Source organism: Metasolibacillus sp. FSL H7-0170 (genome assembly GCF_038593115.1).
Taxonomy (GTDB): Bacteria; Bacillota; Bacilli; order Bacillales_A; family Planococcaceae; genus Metasolibacillus; species Metasolibacillus fluoroglycofenilyticus.
The window spans coordinates 1,326,376-1,342,747 of record NZ_CP151964.1 but is presented as its reverse complement, the minus strand read 5'-3'; the positions used below and the strand labels follow the sequence as shown (position 1 = coordinate 1,342,747).

Annotated in this window: 17 protein-coding genes; all 17 read left to right on the top strand. The window is 38.4% G+C overall.

Going from position 1 to position 16,372, the window contains the following annotated elements; all coding sequences use genetic code 11:
* The first annotated feature begins 12 nt into the window (after positions 1 to 12).
* The 17 genes from MHH70_RS06390 to MHH70_RS06310 all read left to right on the top strand — a co-directional run bounded on the left by MHH70_RS06390 (position 13) and on the right by MHH70_RS06310 (position 16,341).
* Positions 13 to 2,055, top strand: coding sequence for a chemotaxis protein CheA (locus MHH70_RS06390; RefSeq protein ID WP_107942295.1), 2,043 nt, complete (start codon positions 13 to 15; stop codon positions 2,053 to 2,055).
* A gap of 24 nt (positions 2,056 to 2,079) precedes the next feature.
* Positions 2,080 to 2,526, top strand: coding sequence for a chemotaxis protein CheW (locus tag MHH70_RS06385; RefSeq protein WP_066170082.1), 447 nt, complete (start codon positions 2,080 to 2,082; stop codon positions 2,524 to 2,526).
* A 56-nt stretch (positions 2,527 to 2,582) separates the two neighbouring features.
* On the top strand, positions 2,583 to 3,215 hold the full coding sequence (locus tag MHH70_RS06380) for a chemotaxis protein CheC (protein ID WP_066170089.1): 633 nt from the start codon (positions 2,583 to 2,585) through the stop codon (positions 3,213 to 3,215).
* Entirely contained in the window at positions 3,216 to 3,713 is a 498-nt protein-coding gene (locus MHH70_RS06375) for a chemotaxis protein CheD (protein WP_066170092.1), read from the top strand.
* Positions 3,713 to 4,090: a hypothetical protein gene (locus MHH70_RS06370; RefSeq protein WP_066170095.1), complete on the top strand. Its 378-nt coding sequence runs from the start codon at positions 3,713 to 3,715 to the stop codon at positions 4,088 to 4,090. Before MHH70_RS06375 ends, MHH70_RS06370 begins: the two co-directional genes overlap by 1 nt.
* Positions 4,091 to 4,342: 252 nt before the next feature.
* Positions 4,343 to 5,101 (top strand): FliA/WhiG family RNA polymerase sigma factor, encoded by a 759-nt coding sequence (locus MHH70_RS06365; RefSeq protein WP_107943076.1) that lies wholly within the window; start codon positions 4,343 to 4,345, stop codon positions 5,099 to 5,101.
* 11 nt (positions 5,102 to 5,112) lie between these two features.
* A complete protein-coding gene (locus tag MHH70_RS06360) occupies positions 5,113 to 5,415 on the top strand; it encodes an RNA polymerase subunit sigma (RefSeq protein WP_066170104.1) in 303 nt (100 codons plus the stop codon).
* 8 nt (positions 5,416 to 5,423) lie between these two features.
* Positions 5,424 to 5,984 carry a hypothetical protein gene (locus tag MHH70_RS06355; protein WP_235616005.1) on the top strand — a complete coding sequence of 187 codons (561 nt, stop codon included), beginning with the start codon at positions 5,424 to 5,426 and terminating at the stop codon, positions 5,982 to 5,984.
* Between the two features lie 422 nt (positions 5,985 to 6,406).
* A complete protein-coding gene (gene rpsB, locus MHH70_RS06350) occupies positions 6,407 to 7,135 on the top strand; it encodes a 30S ribosomal protein S2 (RefSeq protein WP_066170113.1) in 729 nt (242 codons plus the stop codon).
* Between the two features lie 102 nt (positions 7,136 to 7,237).
* Positions 7,238 to 8,119 carry a translation elongation factor Ts gene (gene tsf, locus MHH70_RS06345; protein ID WP_107942296.1) on the top strand — a complete coding sequence of 294 codons (882 nt, stop codon included), beginning with the start codon at positions 7,238 to 7,240 and terminating at the stop codon, positions 8,117 to 8,119.
* 129 nt (positions 8,120 to 8,248) lie between these two features.
* A complete protein-coding gene (gene pyrH, locus MHH70_RS06340; protein ID WP_066170118.1) occupies positions 8,249 to 8,974 on the top strand; it encodes a UMP kinase in 726 nt (241 codons plus the stop codon).
* A complete protein-coding gene (gene frr / locus MHH70_RS06335; protein WP_066170121.1) occupies positions 8,974 to 9,531 on the top strand; it encodes a ribosome recycling factor in 558 nt (185 codons plus the stop codon). The genes pyrH and frr overlap by 1 nt, the downstream gene beginning before the upstream one ends.
* A gap of 591 nt (positions 9,532 to 10,122) precedes the next feature.
* The gene (locus MHH70_RS06330) at positions 10,123 to 10,908 is read left to right on the top strand and encodes an isoprenyl transferase (protein ID WP_066170123.1); all 786 of its coding nucleotides are present in this window, start codon (positions 10,123 to 10,125) and stop codon (positions 10,906 to 10,908) included.
* A complete protein-coding gene (locus MHH70_RS06325) occupies positions 10,908 to 11,702 on the top strand; it encodes a phosphatidate cytidylyltransferase (protein WP_066170126.1) in 795 nt (264 codons plus the stop codon). The genes MHH70_RS06330 and MHH70_RS06325 overlap by 1 nt, the downstream gene beginning before the upstream one ends.
* An 18-nt stretch (positions 11,703 to 11,720) precedes the next feature.
* Positions 11,721 to 12,866: a 1-deoxy-D-xylulose-5-phosphate reductoisomerase gene (gene dxr / locus MHH70_RS06320; RefSeq protein ID WP_342472840.1), complete on the top strand. Its 1,146-nt coding sequence runs from the start codon at positions 11,721 to 11,723 to the stop codon at positions 12,864 to 12,866.
* Between the two features lie 140 nt (positions 12,867 to 13,006).
* Complete coding sequence (gene rseP, locus MHH70_RS06315; RefSeq protein ID WP_107942299.1) at positions 13,007 to 14,275, top strand: RIP metalloprotease RseP; 1,269 nt, start codon at positions 13,007 to 13,009, stop codon at positions 14,273 to 14,275.
* Positions 14,276 to 14,631: 356 nt separating this feature from the next.
* Positions 14,632 to 16,341 carry a proline--tRNA ligase gene (locus MHH70_RS06310; protein ID WP_066170136.1) on the top strand — a complete coding sequence of 570 codons (1,710 nt, stop codon included), beginning with the start codon at positions 14,632 to 14,634 and terminating at the stop codon, positions 16,339 to 16,341.
* The last annotated feature ends 31 nt before the right edge of the window (positions 16,342 to 16,372 follow it).

Genomic DNA, 16,372 nt, shown 5'->3' with positions numbered 1-16,372 from the left:
TGCCTTCATATAATGGAAGTGAATCAATATTTAGAAATGTTCATCGAAGAGAGCAAAGAGCATTTACAGGCGTGCAGTGAGCATTTATTAGAATTAGAAAAAAATCCAGAAGATTTATCAATTGTGAATGAAATTTTCCGTTCTGCCCATACATTGAAGGGTATGTCTGCAACAATGGGCTTCGAGGACTTAGCAGACTTGACACATAAAATGGAAAATGTTTTAGATGCAATTCGCAATGAGAAAATTAAAGTAACGCCAGAAATTTTAGACATCGTTTTTGAATCTGTTGATCATTTAGAAGAGATGGTAATGGATATCGCGGAAGGCGGAGACGGCAAGCGCGATGTACAAGCTACAGTAGCGCAGTTAAAACGCATTGAAGCAGGTGAAGAGCTAGCAAAGGCAGCGGAAGAAACAGCTGCGACAATTGTTCAGCATGAGTCAAAATTAACATATGATGATTTTGAAAAAACAGTGTTGGCACAATCAATTGAACAAGACCATTTTGCATACGAAATTTCTGTCACATTGCGTGAAGACTGTCTATTAAAAGCTGCACGTGTCTTTATGGTTTTTGAGATTTTAGAGAAAAATGGTGATGTCATTAAATCTGTTCCAACTGTCGATAATTTGGAAGAAGAACAGTTTGATCAAACATTCCAAATTGCCTATATTTCAAAGGAACAAGCTGATGATTTACAAAAGAAACTAATGAAAGTTTCAGAAGTAGAAGAAGTAATCGTCATTCCTCTCAATGAAAATGTTTTAAAGTCAGAGAAAAAGCTAGAAGTAGCGGAGGAAGCGCCACAGGAGCAGCAGGAAATAGTAAAAGTTGCAGCAGAGCCGGTGGCAACAAATAACAAGGCGCCATCATCGAATAGCAAATCAGGTAGTCATGTTTCCAACAAAATGATTCGCGTAAATATTGAGCGTCTCGATATTTTAATGAATTTATTTGAGGAGCTTGTGATTGATCGAGGTCGACTGCAATCTATTTCGGCAGAAGTCAATCACCCTGAATTAAATGAAACAGTAGAGCGTATGAGTCGGGTAATGGGCGATTTACAAAATATTGTATTAACAATGCGCATGGTGCAAGTGGAAACAGTATTTAACCGCTTCCCGAAAATGGTGCGCCAACTGTCACGTGACCTAAATAAAAAAATCAATTTGGAAATTATTGGGGCAGAAACAGAATTAGACCGTACAGTTATCGATGAAATTGGTGATCCACTCGTACATTTAATTCGTAATTCCCTTGACCATGGAATCGAAAGTCCAGAAATGCGTATGGCGAAAGGAAAGCCAGAGGAAGGTACTGTGCAACTTCGTGCTTTCCATAGTGGAAACTATGTATTCATTGAAATCGAGGACGATGGCGCGGGCATTAATCAAGAAAAGGTTTTAGCAAAGGCTCTTGCTAAAGGAGTTGTAACAGCAGAGACGGCTAAAACATTATCGGATAAACAAATTAATGAGCTTATACTAGCTTCTGGATTCTCGACAGCAGATGTGATTTCTGACATTTCTGGTCGTGGCGTAGGGCTGGATGTGGTGAAAACAACAATTGAGTCATTAGGAGGAAATATTTCAATTGACTCTACTGAAGGTGTTGGCTCAACATTCTCAATCCAGCTACCTTTAACATTATCGATTATTTCTGTCATGCTTGTAGAAATCGAAAAAGAAATTTATGCGATTCCTTTATCGTCAATTATTGAAACATCGATTATTCGCCATTCGGAAATTTTAAATGCACATAATCAAAAAGTAATTGATTTCCGCGGTAAAGTCGTACCGCTTGTGTTCTTAGATGAAATCTTTGAAGTGCCTCGTACAGAAGCGCAGGACGATGAATTTTATTCAGTAGTAATTGTCCGTAAAGGGGAAAAGCTTGCTGGTTTAGTTGTAGATTCCTTTATTGGTCAGCAAGAAATTGTATTAAAATCTTTAGGAAATTACTTAACAAATATTTTTGCGATTTCAGGTGCAACAATTTTAGGAAACGGAAAAGTAGCATTAATTGTTGATTGTAATGCGCTAATGAAGTGATAAGGATAAGAAGAGGTGTAAACTATGACAAATGCTGTTGAACAAGAATATATTAAAGTAATTGTTTTTCAATTAGCAGATAAAGAGTATGCGATTCCGGTATCACATGTGCAAGGAATTGAAAAGTTAATGCATATTACGCGAGTGCCTAAAACGCCATCCTACGTAAAGGGAGTTATTAATTTACGTGGTGTTGTAACACCGATTATCGATTTACGCGAGCGCTTTAATTTGCCGATTGTTGGAGAGGAAGACGCAGCACGTATTATTATAATTACGCTAGAAGATATGGAAGTAGGCTTTGTTGTTGATTCGGCAAATGACGTTTTAGATATTGCAGCAGGCTCTATCGAACAGCAGCCAGAGGTAGTTGGTTCTTTGGAAGAAGAGTTTATTTCAGGCGTTGCAAAGCTGGACAATCGCTTGTTAATTTTATTGCATTTAGACAGAGTATTAAATCCATTAAGCTAAAATGATGCCTCTAAATAGCCTCAGCTGTTTAGAGGCTACTAAAGTAGGGATATGAGATGAATTTTAATCAAAAAATTACTTCACTACATTTAGATGTATTAAAGGAAATCGGGAATATCGGTGCTGCACACGGAGCGACTGCTCTATCAGATTTATTAAATAAAAAAATTGATATGCAAGTACCTAAAGTCGAAATGGTAACCTTTGAACATATGATGGAGCTAGCAGGAGGCTCTGAAACAGTTGTAGTTGGTGTTTTTTTAAGAATCGAAGGGGATATTGAGGGCAGTATGTTTTTCATCTTACCAATTGAGCAGGCGAACCGTTTTATTCGTCGCTTAATTCATGATGAGACATTTGATTTTTACAAGACCCCTGTGTCAGAGCTTGCATTGTCAGCTATGCAGGAAATGGGCAATATTTTATCGGGCTCTTATTTATCGGCTTTATCAGATTTCACGAAGTTAAAAATCTATCCGACTGTACCGGGATTAAGTGTTGATATGTTCGGCGCTATTATTAGTACAGGTTTAATCGAGTTATCTCAAGTAAGCGACCATGTTATCGTTATTAACACATCCATTTTTGAAGAAGATATTGCACTCGACGAAGCTGTACATGGCCATTTTTTCTTGTTACCAGACCCAGATTCGTTTGCAACAATTTTCAAGGTGTTAGGTGTATCGTAGATGCTAGTGTCTAACACAATTGTTAAAGTAGGTATTGCACAAATGGATGTAGTAAAGGCTCCCCACACAATTCGCACATCTGGCTTAGGGTCGTGTGTCGGTGTCGTGATTTATGACGAAACAAAACAAATCGCTGGTTTAATTCATGTTATGCTTCCTGATTCGAGTTTAGGTAAAGTAGATGCAACAAATGTAGCAAAATTTGCTGACACAGGTATTAAGGCGTTATTAGATTTGCTAAAAGCTGAGGGCGTTCAAACATTTAAACTAAAGGCTAAAATCGCCGGTGGTGCACAAATGTTCCAATTCACGTCTGATAAAAGCTCGATGCGTATTGGACCGCGTAATGTAGAAGCTGTGAAAAATGAACTGAGCAAATATAAAATTCCTCTTATTGCAGAGGACACAGGTGGAAACAGTGGTCGAACAATTGAATTTAACCCTGTTACGAGCATGTTAAATATTCGTACAGTGAACCGAGGGGTGAGTGAAATATAATGCTTGGTTCGATTTTAATTAACTGTTGGGTTGCGCTATTTAGTTTTACGGCGTATTTCGTCTATGCAATTCAAAATCCATTAGCGACACCAATCCCAACAATCGGAATGTCATTGGGTGTAGCGGCGATTGGCTTTATCATCGTATTCCCGCTGCGATATGTCTTAGGCTATATTTTTTATACACCAGAAGAAATTGTCTTTAGCGAAGAACATGATGAAGTTGCTGAAATCACCACTTCTGAGGAGCAACCATTTGTACAGCAAAATGCTACATCAACAGTCGAATTTGCTGATGAAAGTACAGAGGATATCGCACAAGTTGTGCGCACAATGATGCATAGGGAAGATGAAATGGTAAAGAGCCCTTCTTCTTAATGCTAAATCAAGAAATATAGAACTGTTTAGAAGCATTAAAGATTTTCTGAACAGTTCTTTTTTTGTTAAAATGTGTCTAACGTACATATGAAAAATATGAATAAATTTGTTATAATCATTATAATAATACTTTATGTCGACACAGTGACACAGCTCTCACTGTAGCGACATAAAATCTATGGCAATTCGCTTGAATAAGTTGACAGAGGCACGATTGATTTCAAAGAGAGGTGGATACGTGTGACACAACCGATGGTAAATGATGAGCAAAATCTTTGGCATAGCTGGACGATGGAGCGAGATGTAGAAGCTGGCAATCAATTAATAAAAAAATATAAACCGCTTGTATCTTATCATGTGCAGCGTATCGGGGCTGGGTTACCTAAAAATGTTTCGAGAGATGACTTATATAGTCTAGGCATGATGGGGTTATTCGATGCTTTAAATAAGTTTGATATAAAGAGAGATTTAAAGTTTGACACATATGCGTCCTTTCGTGTAAGAGGCGCGATTATAGACGGTTTACGCAAGGAAGACTGGCTACCGCGCTCAGCCCGAGAAAAAGCCAAGAGGCTTGAGGCGCAAATTGAGGCACTTGAGCAAAAGCTAATGCGTCATGCCACACCAGAGGAATTAGCAGAGCATATGCAATTACCAATTGAAGAAATCTATCAAACGGTGCAAGAGCACTTTTTCTCAAATGTGTTGTCGATTAATGAGCAGCAAGATCAAGAAGAGGTAGAAGGAAAAACATTTGTTATACGCGATGATGATACGCGTACACCAGAGCAGGAAGTTGTGCATAACGAGCTTCTAGCCGATTTAGGGCGCAATATTGAAAAGCTTAATGAAAAAGAGCAGCTTGTGCTGAGCTTATTTTATACCGAAGAAATGACGCTCACAGAAATTGGCGAAATGCTCGAATTATCAACTTCTCGAATATCACAAATTCACTCAAAGGCGTTATTTAAGCTAAGGAAGTTTTTATCGTCAGAAGTCATTAATTCATAGGAGTGATTAGCATGAGTTTAAAGGGTGTGGAATTACAAATCGCAATTCCTAAAACTTTTGATGCTGGGAAAATGGCTGACCAGCAGCATCAAAATAATATACTTCAACAAATGCATGCCAATGAAGCACTAAAAAAAGAATTAGAGCGAAAGCAAAAAACAGTGAATGATACTGAAAATTTAGATGCCATTTCAGACGAAGAAAGCCATAATGAGGCAAATGCTGAGCAGCAAAAAAAGAAAAAGCAAACAAAAGAGGAAAAAGAAAAAGCACATCACCCGTTTAAAGGAAACTTTATTGACTATAGCGGATAGGAGAAAGTATGAATTCAGTTATTAGTGTTTTATTGATAGGGCTTATTATTTCACAGCTTATTATTTTTTATTTAATTATCATCCTGAATAATAAAGTGGCTAAATTTAAAGATTTAGAAATTAGACAAGATCAATTAATGCAGGAAATGGACGATGCTATCGGTGTTTATTTAATTGAAATGCGTGAGGAAAATGATCGCTTGCTGCGCGAATTAAACGAGGCAAAAAACGTGATGCCAAGCGCCCAGCAAGCTACACAAGAAGTTGCATCAACGTTGGAGATAAGGAATGAGCCGCTGTCTGAAAATATTTTGAAGGAGCAAGTGCAAATCGAAAAGAAAGCCTTTGTCCCTAAAAATATTGCAGCAAGTGTCTATAGGCAGCACAAGGCAAAGGAGCCTGAAAAACATGAAGCACCGGCAGCAAAACGAGAGCCATTGACACCAGAGCAACAAATTATTGCTATGTATAAAAACGGGCAATCTGTTGAAGAAATCGCCAAACAAGCTCAAAAAGGCAAAACAGAAATCGAACTCCTTATTAAATTTCATCAGGGGGAGAGCGTCTGACAAGCATGCAAAGCACTGCTTGTCAGACTTTTTTTGTTAAGAAATTTATCCCGTATTAACAGGCTGTAAGACCCTCACTTCAAAACAACAGATAAAATCAAGATGTTTAAGTGGGGGATCCAACAGCCTGTAAAAACCCGATTGGTGAAACTACCAATCAGTGGGGGGATGAAGAAAACCCCCACTGATTGAAGGTTCACTTTATAGAATTTTGCATTGTGGATAGTTTTCTGGCAAAACAATAATAGGAACCACTCTTTTATTAATTAGTTGCAAGCTGTCCAAAAGTATGCTATATTTTATAGCGGTGTTAACAATACACACGTATTTTGATGTAGTAAGTGGTGCTCTATATTATAGAGTTACTTGTTGCAGATGACAAATACGGAGGGAAAAAACCAAACAATTAGGAGGAACTAAACATGTCAGTAATTTCAATGAAACAATTACTTGAAGCTGGTGTACATTTCGGTCACCAAACACGCCGTTGGAACCCAAAAATGAAAAAATACATTTTTGTTGAGCGTAACGGTATTTATATTATCGATTTACAAAAAACAGTTAAAAAATTAGAAGAGGCTTATGACTTCATGCGTCAAGTTGGCGAAGAAGGCGGAAAAGTACTTTTCGTTGGTACTAAAAAACAAGCGCAAGAAGCGATTAAAGAAGAAGCTGAGCGTTCAGGTAACTACTACATCAACCAGCGTTGGTTAGGTGGTACTTTAACAAACTTCGGTACAATTCAAAAACGTGTCGCACGTATGAAAGAAATCGAAAAAATGGAAGAAGATGGTATCTTCGAAGTTCTTCCTAAAAAAGAAGTTATTCAAATTAAAAAAGAGCATGAGCGTCTAGTTAAATTCTTAGGCGGTATCCGTGATATGTCAGCTATTCCAGATGTAATGTTTGTAGTAGACCCACGTAAAGAGCGTATTGCTGTTGCGGAAGCTCGTAAATTAAACATCCCTCTAGTAGGTATTGTTGATACAAACTGTGATCCAGATGAAATCGACTATGTAATCCCTGCGAACGATGACGCTATTCGCGCTGTTAAATTATTAACTGCAAAAATGGCTGACGCGCTAATCGAGTCTAAACAAGGTGAATCAGAAGCTCCAGCTGTTGAAGAAGAAACAGTAGCTGCTGAGTAATTATTCCTTTTTACACAATGGTGATAAGTGGCTGATCCCTCTTATCACCTTTTTTTGAGAATACAATATTAATTTTATCTATTTCGAGGAGGCACACTTAAAATGGCAATCACTGCACAATTAGTTAAAGAATTACGTGAAAAAACTGGCGCTGGTATGATGGACTGTAAAAAAGCGTTAGTAGAAACAGATGGTAACTTAGAAGCGGCAATCGATTTCTTACGTGAAAAAGGTTTAGCGGCTGCTGGTAAAAAAGCTGACCGTATCGCTGCGGAAGGCACTACTTATATTTTAGAAAATGGCAACGAAGCAATTCTTCTTGAAGTTAATGCTGAAACAGATTTCGTTGCGAAAAACGACAAGTTCCAAGACCTAGTTGCTAGCTTAGCGGAGCAATTATTAGCTGCGAAACCAGCATCAGTAGAAGCTGCTTTCGACCTTGAAAAAGACGGTGTTAAAATCGTTGATCAAATTTCTCAAGCTACAGCTACAATTGGAGAAAAAATCTCTTTACGTCGTTTTGAAATCAAAACTAAAACAGATGCTGATGCATTTGGCGCATACTTACACATGGGTGGTCGCATCGGTGTATTAGTTACTTTAGAAGGCTCTACAGACGCTGTAGCTGCAAAGGATATCGCAATGCATATCGCTGCAATTAACCCAACTTACGTATCTCGTGACGAAGTTTCTGCTGAAGAAGTTGAGCGTGAGCGCAAAGTATTAACTGAACAAGCTCTAAACGAAGGTAAACCAGAAAACATCGTAGCAAAAATGGTAGAAGGTCGCCTTGGCAAATACTTCGAAGACGTTTGCTTACTTGACCAAACTTTCGTTAAAAACTCAGACCAAAAAGTTCGTGACTTCGTAAAATCAACTGGTGGTAATGTAACTGCATTCACTCGTTATGCTGTAGGTGAAGGTATTGAAAAACGCGAAGATAACTTTGCTGAAGAAGTAATGAACCAAGTTAAAGGTAACTAATCTTATATCTCAAATTGAGAACTACATTTAGGGAGCACAGCACTAGCGTGTTCCCTCTTTTTCAAGCAAAATTCAAGTGAATTAACAAATTTAACTATATTTTAAACATACAAGTGACGGAGGTTTACTATGAGTGTGCCAAAATACAAACGTGTAGTAATTAAACTAAGCGGTGAAGCGTTAGCTGGAGAAGCGGGCTTTGGATTAGCGCCAAAAATAATTAAAGATGTTGCAGCTGAAGTGAAGCAAGTAGTGGATCTTGGTGTAGAAGTGGCAGTAGTAGTAGGCGGAGGAAACATTTGGCGTGGCAAAGTAGGTAGCGAAATGGGAATGGACCGCGCTGCTGCTGACTATATGGGCATGTTGGCAACTGTTATGAACTCTTTAGCATTACAAGATGCATTAGAGAAATTAGGCATCGAAACACGTGTACAATCATCAATTGTGATGACACAGGTTGCTGAACCATACATTCGTCGTAAAGCTGTACGTCATCTTGAGAAAAAGCGCGTTGTTATTTTTGCAGCAGGAACAGGTAACCCATTCTTCTCTACAGATACAACAGCTGCATTGCGTGCTGCTGAAATCGATGCAGAAGCGATATTAATGGGGAAAAATAATGTGGATGGCATTTACTCAGCGGATCCAAAAACGGATCCAAACGCAGTAAAATACGATGAGTTATCATACTTAGATGTAATTCAACAAGGGTTACAAGTAATGGATTCAACAGCGTCTACTTTATGTATGGACAACGACATTCCATTAATAGTATTCTCATTAATGGAAGAAGGAAATATTAAACGTGCTGTCACGGGCGAAAAAATTGGAACTGTTGTTAGGAGGAATTCATAATGGCAAAGCAAGTTTTAGAACAAGCAAAAGATAAAATGGAAAAATCATTGAGCGCATATTCACGTGAACTAGCATCTATTCGTGCTGGACGTGCCAACGCATCATTATTAGACCGCATTTCTATCGATTACTATGGTGCCCCAACACCAATTAACCAATTAGCGGGGATTTCAGTACCAGAAGCTCGTCTTTTAGTGATTTCACCTTATGATAAAACAGCATTAGGTGAAATAGAAAAGGCAATTATGAAGTCAGATATTGGTATTACACCAACAAATGACGGAACGGTTATTCGTTTAGCAATTCCTGCATTAACAGAAGAACGTCGTAAAGAGCTTGTGAAGCAAGTGAAAAAGGAAGCTGAGGATGCAAAAATCGCAGTTCGTAACGTTCGTCGTGATGCGAATGATGAATTGAAAAAGCTTGAAAAAGGCGGCGAAATTACAGAGGATGATCTGCGCGGCTATAATGATGATATTCAAAAGCTAACAGACGAATTTATCACAAAAATCGACGATGTAACAAAAGAAAAAGAACAAGAAATTTTATCTGTATAATGACGATAGAACTTTAAGTGAATTAAGGCGTCCTTTCAAACAGGACGTCTTTTTTATCTTGATGGATAGACCTTTGCTTAATTCAATGAGTGGTAAAAGAAGAGGCTGAATCATAAATTATTTACATACTATCAAAAGATAATGAATACATGTTGTGGTGGAAGGCGTAATTAGGAAATTTCCATGCTATGACCGGTGGAATATGGCAATTACTAACGAGGGCGAATAGGTTGACATATGTCAAAGAAATTAATAATAAAACACCTTATATTATGAGACGCGTATGTTAAAATATATTAGAGATATAATTGATTGTTCTATTACTTTAATCAATTATGCCTATACTAACTCTAGTCTAGATTTTTTCGAGCTTGCGTAAGTAGTTGTTTTTCAAAATATATGACATCTGCCACAACTATATCTTAATTCAATGAATATTTAATTACGATTGAATCAAAGTAGGCATTTAATTTGCCATCTGTAGTGGGAAAAGCTGAATCAAGATAGAGTGCCGCAGGTGTATGCAATACTATCATGATGTCTGAATACGATAAAATAGGTCCGATATGCAAGTAGTTGGAGGAATAGGCTATGTTTAAAAAGCTGTTAGGAAAAAAAATAAATAAAAATGAAATCGAATATAATAGCAAGAGCTTAATTGATGCAGAGGTTCCTTCGCATATTGCGATTATTATGGACGGCAATGGTAGATGGGCGAAAAAGCGTGCGATGCCGAGAATTGCCGGACATCATGAAGGAATGAAAACTGTGCGGAAAATTACGCGCTATGCTTGTGATTTAGGTGTGGATATTTTAACATTATACGCTTTTTCAACGGAAAATTGGAAGCGCCCTAAATCGGAAGTTGAGTTTTTAATGGGGCTACCCGAACAATTTCTTAATTCCTTTTTACCAGAGCTGATGGAGCGCAATATTCGAGTGCAAATGATTGGAGATGTGGAAAGCTTGCCTATGCATACGCAGAAGGCTTTACACCATGCAATCAATACAACAAAGCATAATACGGGCTTAATTTTAAATTTTGCGATGAATTATGGTAGTCGTGCAGAGCTTGTGCTAGCAATGAAGCATATTATGCAGGAAGTGGCAGCAGGCAAGCTAACAATTGATGAGGTAACAGAAGAGCATATTAGTGCTAATCTAATGACTTCCCATTTACCTGAGCCAGATTTATTGATTCGCACAAGTGGAGAAGTGCGTTTAAGCAATTTTATGTTGTGGCAGCTAGCCTATACTGAATTTTTATTTACAGATACGCTATGGCCAGATTTTGATGAGCAATGCTTATTAAAGGCAGTCCAGCAGTATCAGCAACGAAATAGACGGTATGGCGGGCTGAAAGGAGAAGAGCAGTAGTGAAGCAACGAATCATAACAGCAGTTATTGCAGCGGCGTTATTTATACCTTTCGTCGTTTATGGGCAATGGCCATTCGCTTTATTAGTTTATGCAATGGCAGCAGTAGGATTATATGAGATTTTAAAGATGAAAGGGATTGCGGTTTTTTCTGTACCGGGAATATTAGGAGCACTCACATTGTTTACCATTTTGCTACCGAAAAATGTAGCGGAAAAAGTGCTTGAAATAACAAGCTATACAAAATTTGAACTTCTTATTATTGGTGTTATTTTATTGCTTGTTTATTCGGTTATTGTGAAAAATCATTTTACATTTGATGATGTAGCCTTTGTTATTTTAAGCACATTATATGTTGGCATTGGCTTTTATTATTTTATCGAAACGCGTGAAGCAGGATTAGTATTTGTTATTTTTGCCTTGCTTATTGTTTGGACAACCGATTCTGGCGCATATTTTATTGGTCGTCGCTTCGGGAAAAATAAGCTATGGCCAGAAATATCCCCGAATAAAACGGTGGAAGGCTTTTTAGGTGGTATAGCAGTTGCCGTTATTGCGGCAATCATTATGCAGCTAATTGTGCCGTTTACTATTTCATGGCTTTTATTAATCATCATTGTCATTATTAGCTCGATATTCGGACAAATGGGTGACTTAGTAGAGTCTGCTATTAAACGACATTATGATGTTAAGGATTCAGGTACAATTTTACCTGGTCATGGTGGCATTTTAGACCGCTTTGATAGCTTATTATTCGTTTTACCATTATTAAACTTGCTGCATTTCGTTAACTAATGAAGGGAAGTAAAGAAGTTGAAAAAAATTAGCTTATTAGGAGCAACAGGCTCTATTGGTTTACAAACGATTGATATTTTAAAAGCACAAAAAGAGACTTTTCAGCTTGTTGCAGTATCTTCAGGACGAAACATAGAGGCAACAAAGCAAATTATAAATGAATTGCAGCCACAGCTTGTATCTGTTCAAGATGCCGAGGATGCACGTCGCTTACAACAGGAATATCCACATATTGAGATTACCTATGGTGCAAAAGGGCTTGTGGAAGTAGCCACACATCCAGAAACAGCGGTATTACTTAATGCCGTATTAGGTAGCGTTGGCTTAGAAGCTACTTTAGCAGCGATTCGCATGGGGAAAACGATTGCCATTGCGAATAAGGAAACACTTGTTACAGCAGGGCATCTAGTAATGGCAGAGGCGCGTAAATATAATGCGCCGATTTTACCTGTTGATAGCGAGCATTCCGCTTTATTCCAATCTATGAATGGTGAAAATCCTAACAATATTGAGCGTTTAATTTTGACCGCTTCAGGCGGCTCATTCCGCGACCGTAGTCGTGAAGAGTTGCAGCATGTGACAGTAAAGGATGCTTTAAATCATCCCAATTGGTCAATGGGTGCTAAAATTACGATTGATTCTGCCACGATGATGAATAAAGGGCTTGAAGTGATTGAAGCACATGTTTTGTTCGACATGTCATACGATAAAATTGATGTATTATTGCATCGCGAGAGCATTATTCATTCATTAGTGGAATACCATGATACGAGCGTTATTGCACAGCTTGGTACGCCGGATATGCGCGTGCCAATCCAATATGCGCTTAGCTATCCAGAGCGTGTACCAGTGCAAGGTGGACAGCGTTTAAATTTAGCACAAATTGGGCAATTATCATTTAAAGAGATTGATTTTGAGCGCTTTAAAGCATTGCAGCTCGCATATGATGCAGGGCGTGCTGGTGGAACGATGTTAACAGCGATGAACGCTGCAAATGAAGCAGCTGTTTCGTTGTTTTTACAAGAAAAAATAACATTTTTACAAATCGAGGAGCTTATTGAACGTGTAATGCTTGCACATAATAATATAATGCTACCAGATTTGGAGACAATTTTACATGTAGATAGTGAAACGAGAAAAACGGTTATAGACATGGTAAAATAGAATGAATCTATAATGAGTATGTTTTTCGCCGAGTTTTAACATAGCATAAAAATATGCTTATGCTACTAGCATTGAGAAGCAACAAAGGAAAAGCTACATTTGTGGAGTAATTAATAAAAAGCTTATGAAGGTGGGTAATTATGCAAACTGCTATTGCATTTATCGTAATTTTTGGCTCGCTCGTATTTTTCCATGAGCTAGGACATTTCCTATTCGCTAAGCGCGCAGGAATTATGGTACGAGAATTTGCCATTGGGATGGGGCCAAAAATCTTTGGTATGACGAAAGGCGAAACTGTTTATACGTTACGCCTACTTCCAATAGGTGGATATGTTCGTATGGCTGGCGATGATTTAGATTCGGTTGAATTACAGCCGGGCTATCGTGTTGGCTTATTAATGAATGAAGATAATGTCGTTGAGAAGATTGTTTTAAATCAAAATAGCCAGCATCCGAATATTTTATTTATGGAAGTTGAGCGTGCAGATTTAGAGCATGAGCTATGGATTGAAGGCTACGATGAGGATGAAAATCTAGTGCGCTACAATGTTTCACGTACGGCGACGATTGTGGAAAATGGCAAAGAAACAATGATTGCTCCTTATGACCGTACATTTAATGCGAAAACGGTCGGACAGCGCTCAATGGCTATTTTTGCAGGACCGTTATTTAATTTTATTTTAGCCTTTTTCCTGTTTTTAATGATGGGGCTTTTACAAGGTGTGCCTACAAACGAATCGCTGCCGAAAATTGCACAAGTTGCAGACGACGGTGTAGCGAGTGCTGTTGGCTTAGAACGTAACGATGTTGTAACAGCAATTGATGGCAAAAGTATTTCAACATGGGAAGAGCTGTCACAAGCAATCCAAGCGAAAATGGGACAACCTATGCAAATGGAAGTGAATCGTGACGGTCAACTATTAACTTTTGAATTAACACCGAGAATTGTACAAAATGACCAAGGTGAAAAAGTTGGACAAATTGGTATTTATGCGGCACGAGCTTATGAAAAATCTCCGATAAAGGCTGTAGCCTACGCGGGAGAGCTGACATATGAAACAGCGACAATGATTTTTAAAGCTGTTATTAAGCTTGTGACAGCACAATTGTCGATTGATGAGCTGTCAGGTCCTGTTGGTATTTATAAATATACGGAGGAAGCGACATCCTACGGCATATTTAATTTAATGTTTTGGGCGGGAGCACTGAGCATGAACTTAGGAATTATGAATTTATTGCCGCTACCAGCACTTGACGGCGGACGGTTATTATTCTTCGGTTTTGAGGCATTGCGCGGGAAACCGATTGATCGTCAAAAGGAAGGGCTTGTGCATTTTGTTGGCATCGTGTTACTGATGATTTTAATGATTGTCGTAACATGGAACGATATTCAGAAGTTTTTCTTTTAACATCTTTCATCAATGTTTACTGCGACGAGTAACCGCGCAAGTAAATTACTTTTTACTGAGAACGTAGCGACAAATCTTATTTGTCCCGATAGCAAGGCAACAGGTATAGCTTCAGAAATCTCAAGCACCTATAGGCGGCGAGATGAATGAATTCATTAGGCTCATAGCAATGGGCGTGTAAATACCCGCTGAAAGAAGTTCAGCCTCCGGCGGATGTTACAGATTTTGAAGAGGAATTTTTGAGCTAGCTCGAAAAAATCTAGACGCAATTACGCAGAGGTGTAATTGAAATAGTAGCATCTAAAGCAAAATTTGTTTAAGCTATCTATATAATTAATTTAAAGGTGGAACTATATATGAAACAAAGTTTAACATTCATTCCAACATTGCGGGAAACGCCAGCAGATGCGGATGTCCAATCACATAAGGCATTATTACGTGCAGGCTTTATTCGTCAAAATGCGAGTGGTGTTTATTCCTATTTACCATTAGCGAAGCGTGTATTGACAAAAATTGAACAAATTATTCGTGAAGAGATGGAAGCAATCAATTCAATTGAACTACTAATGCCATCATTACAACCAGCAGAGCTTTGGCAAGAATCCGGTCGCTGGGAAGCGTATGGTCCAGAATTAATGCGTTTGAAAGACCGCCATGAACGTGATTTCGCACTAGGTCCAACGCATGAAGAGGTAATTACAACATTAGTGCGTGATGAAATTAAATCGTATAAAAAACTTCCAATTACGCTATACCAAATTCAAACAAAATTCCGCGATGAAAAGCGTCCACGCTTTGGTTTATTACGCGGTCGCGAATTTATTATGAAGGATGCCTATTCATTCCATGCATCAAGAGAGAGCTTAGATGAAACGTATGAGGATATGTATCGTGCTTATTCAAATATTTTTACACGTCTTGGTTTGAATTTCCGTGCAGTTATTGCAGATGCAGGCTCAATTGGTGGTAAAGGCACACATGAATTTATGGTATTATCGAAAATTGGTGAAGATACAATTGCTTATTCAGATTCATCAGACTATGCTGCCAATATCGAAATGGCAGAAGTAATCGTAGATTATAAAGCGAGTAGTGTCGCACAAAAAGAGCTTGAAAAAGTGGCGACACCAAATGCGAAGACGATTGAAGAGGTAAGTAACTTCCTTTCTGTTGATGCAGCAAACTGCATTAAATCATTAGTGTTTAATGTGGATGGGGAACTTGTTGTTGTGTTAGCTCGTGGTGACCACGAAATTAATGATATTAAATTGAAAAATGCTTTAGGTGCTACCTCTGTAGAATTAGCAGAAGAAGCGGATATTAAAAACTTATTGAATTGTACGCCAGGCTCAATCGGACCGATTAAACTACCTGTTGAAGTAAAGGTTATTGCAGACCATGCGATAAAAACGATTCGCAATGGTGTAGCGGGTGCGAACGATGATGGCTTCCACTATACAAATGTCAATCCAGAGCGTGATTTCGCTATTAATAGCTATGAAGATATTCGTTTTATTCAAGAGGGAGACCCATCACCAGACGGTCATGGTACAATTAAATTTGCTGAAGGTATTGAAGTAGGACATATTTTCAAGCTAGGCACAACTTATTCGGCTAAAATGGACGGCACGTTTTTAGATGAACAAGGGAAGGCACAGCCATTTATTATGGGCTGCTACGGCATTGGTGTATCACGTATACTAGCTGCTGTGGCAGAGCAATTCCAAGATGACAATGGCTTTATCTGGCCAAATCAGCTTGCGCCATATGATGTACATTTAGTCCCTGTTAACTTGAAGGACGAGACGCAAAGCCAGTTGGCAGATGAGCTTTACAGTATTTTAAAATCATACCGTTATGACATACTATTCGATGATCGCCAAGAGCGACCAGGTGTAAAGTTTGCTGATGCAGATTTAATAGGCTTACCGATTCGAATTACAATTGGCAAAAAAGCTTCAGAGGGCATCGTGGAAGTAAAGGTACGTGCGACAGGTGAAACATTTGAATGGGCGAAGGAAGAGGTTGTTGATCGCTTAAGCGAATTTTTCCGCACACACGAATGATATGATATAAAGAAGAACGAGCTGTCTAGAA

Coding starts and splice junctions, on each gene's coding strand:
- MHH70_RS06370 (WP_066170095.1), top strand. CDS start 3,713: ATGCTTGGTTCGATTTTAATTAACTGTTGGGTTGCGCTATTTAGTTTT.
- frr (WP_066170121.1), top strand. CDS start 8,974: ATGGCAAAGCAAGTTTTAGAACAAGCAAAAGATAAAATGGAAAAATCA.
- rpsB (WP_066170113.1), top strand. CDS start 6,407: ATGTCAGTAATTTCAATGAAACAATTACTTGAAGCTGGTGTACATTTC.
- MHH70_RS06365 (WP_107943076.1), top strand. CDS start 4,343: ATGGTAAATGATGAGCAAAATCTTTGGCATAGCTGGACGATGGAGCGA.
- pyrH (WP_066170118.1), top strand. CDS start 8,249: ATGAGTGTGCCAAAATACAAACGTGTAGTAATTAAACTAAGCGGTGAA.
- MHH70_RS06330 (WP_066170123.1), top strand. CDS start 10,123: ATGTTTAAAAAGCTGTTAGGAAAAAAAATAAATAAAAATGAAATCGAA.
- rseP (WP_107942299.1), top strand. CDS start 13,007: ATGCAAACTGCTATTGCATTTATCGTAATTTTTGGCTCGCTCGTATTT.
- MHH70_RS06380 (WP_066170089.1), top strand. CDS start 2,583: ATGAATTTTAATCAAAAAATTACTTCACTACATTTAGATGTATTAAAG.
- MHH70_RS06390 (WP_107942295.1), top strand. CDS start 13: ATGGAAGTGAATCAATATTTAGAAATGTTCATCGAAGAGAGCAAAGAG.
- MHH70_RS06375 (WP_066170092.1), top strand. CDS start 3,216: ATGCTAGTGTCTAACACAATTGTTAAAGTAGGTATTGCACAAATGGAT.
- MHH70_RS06360 (WP_066170104.1), top strand. CDS start 5,113: ATGAGTTTAAAGGGTGTGGAATTACAAATCGCAATTCCTAAAACTTTT.
- MHH70_RS06385 (WP_066170082.1), top strand. CDS start 2,080: ATGACAAATGCTGTTGAACAAGAATATATTAAAGTAATTGTTTTTCAA.
- MHH70_RS06310 (WP_066170136.1), top strand. CDS start 14,632: ATGAAACAAAGTTTAACATTCATTCCAACATTGCGGGAAACGCCAGCA.
- MHH70_RS06355 (WP_235616005.1), top strand. CDS start 5,424: ATGAATTCAGTTATTAGTGTTTTATTGATAGGGCTTATTATTTCACAG.
- tsf (WP_107942296.1), top strand. CDS start 7,238: ATGGCAATCACTGCACAATTAGTTAAAGAATTACGTGAAAAAACTGGC.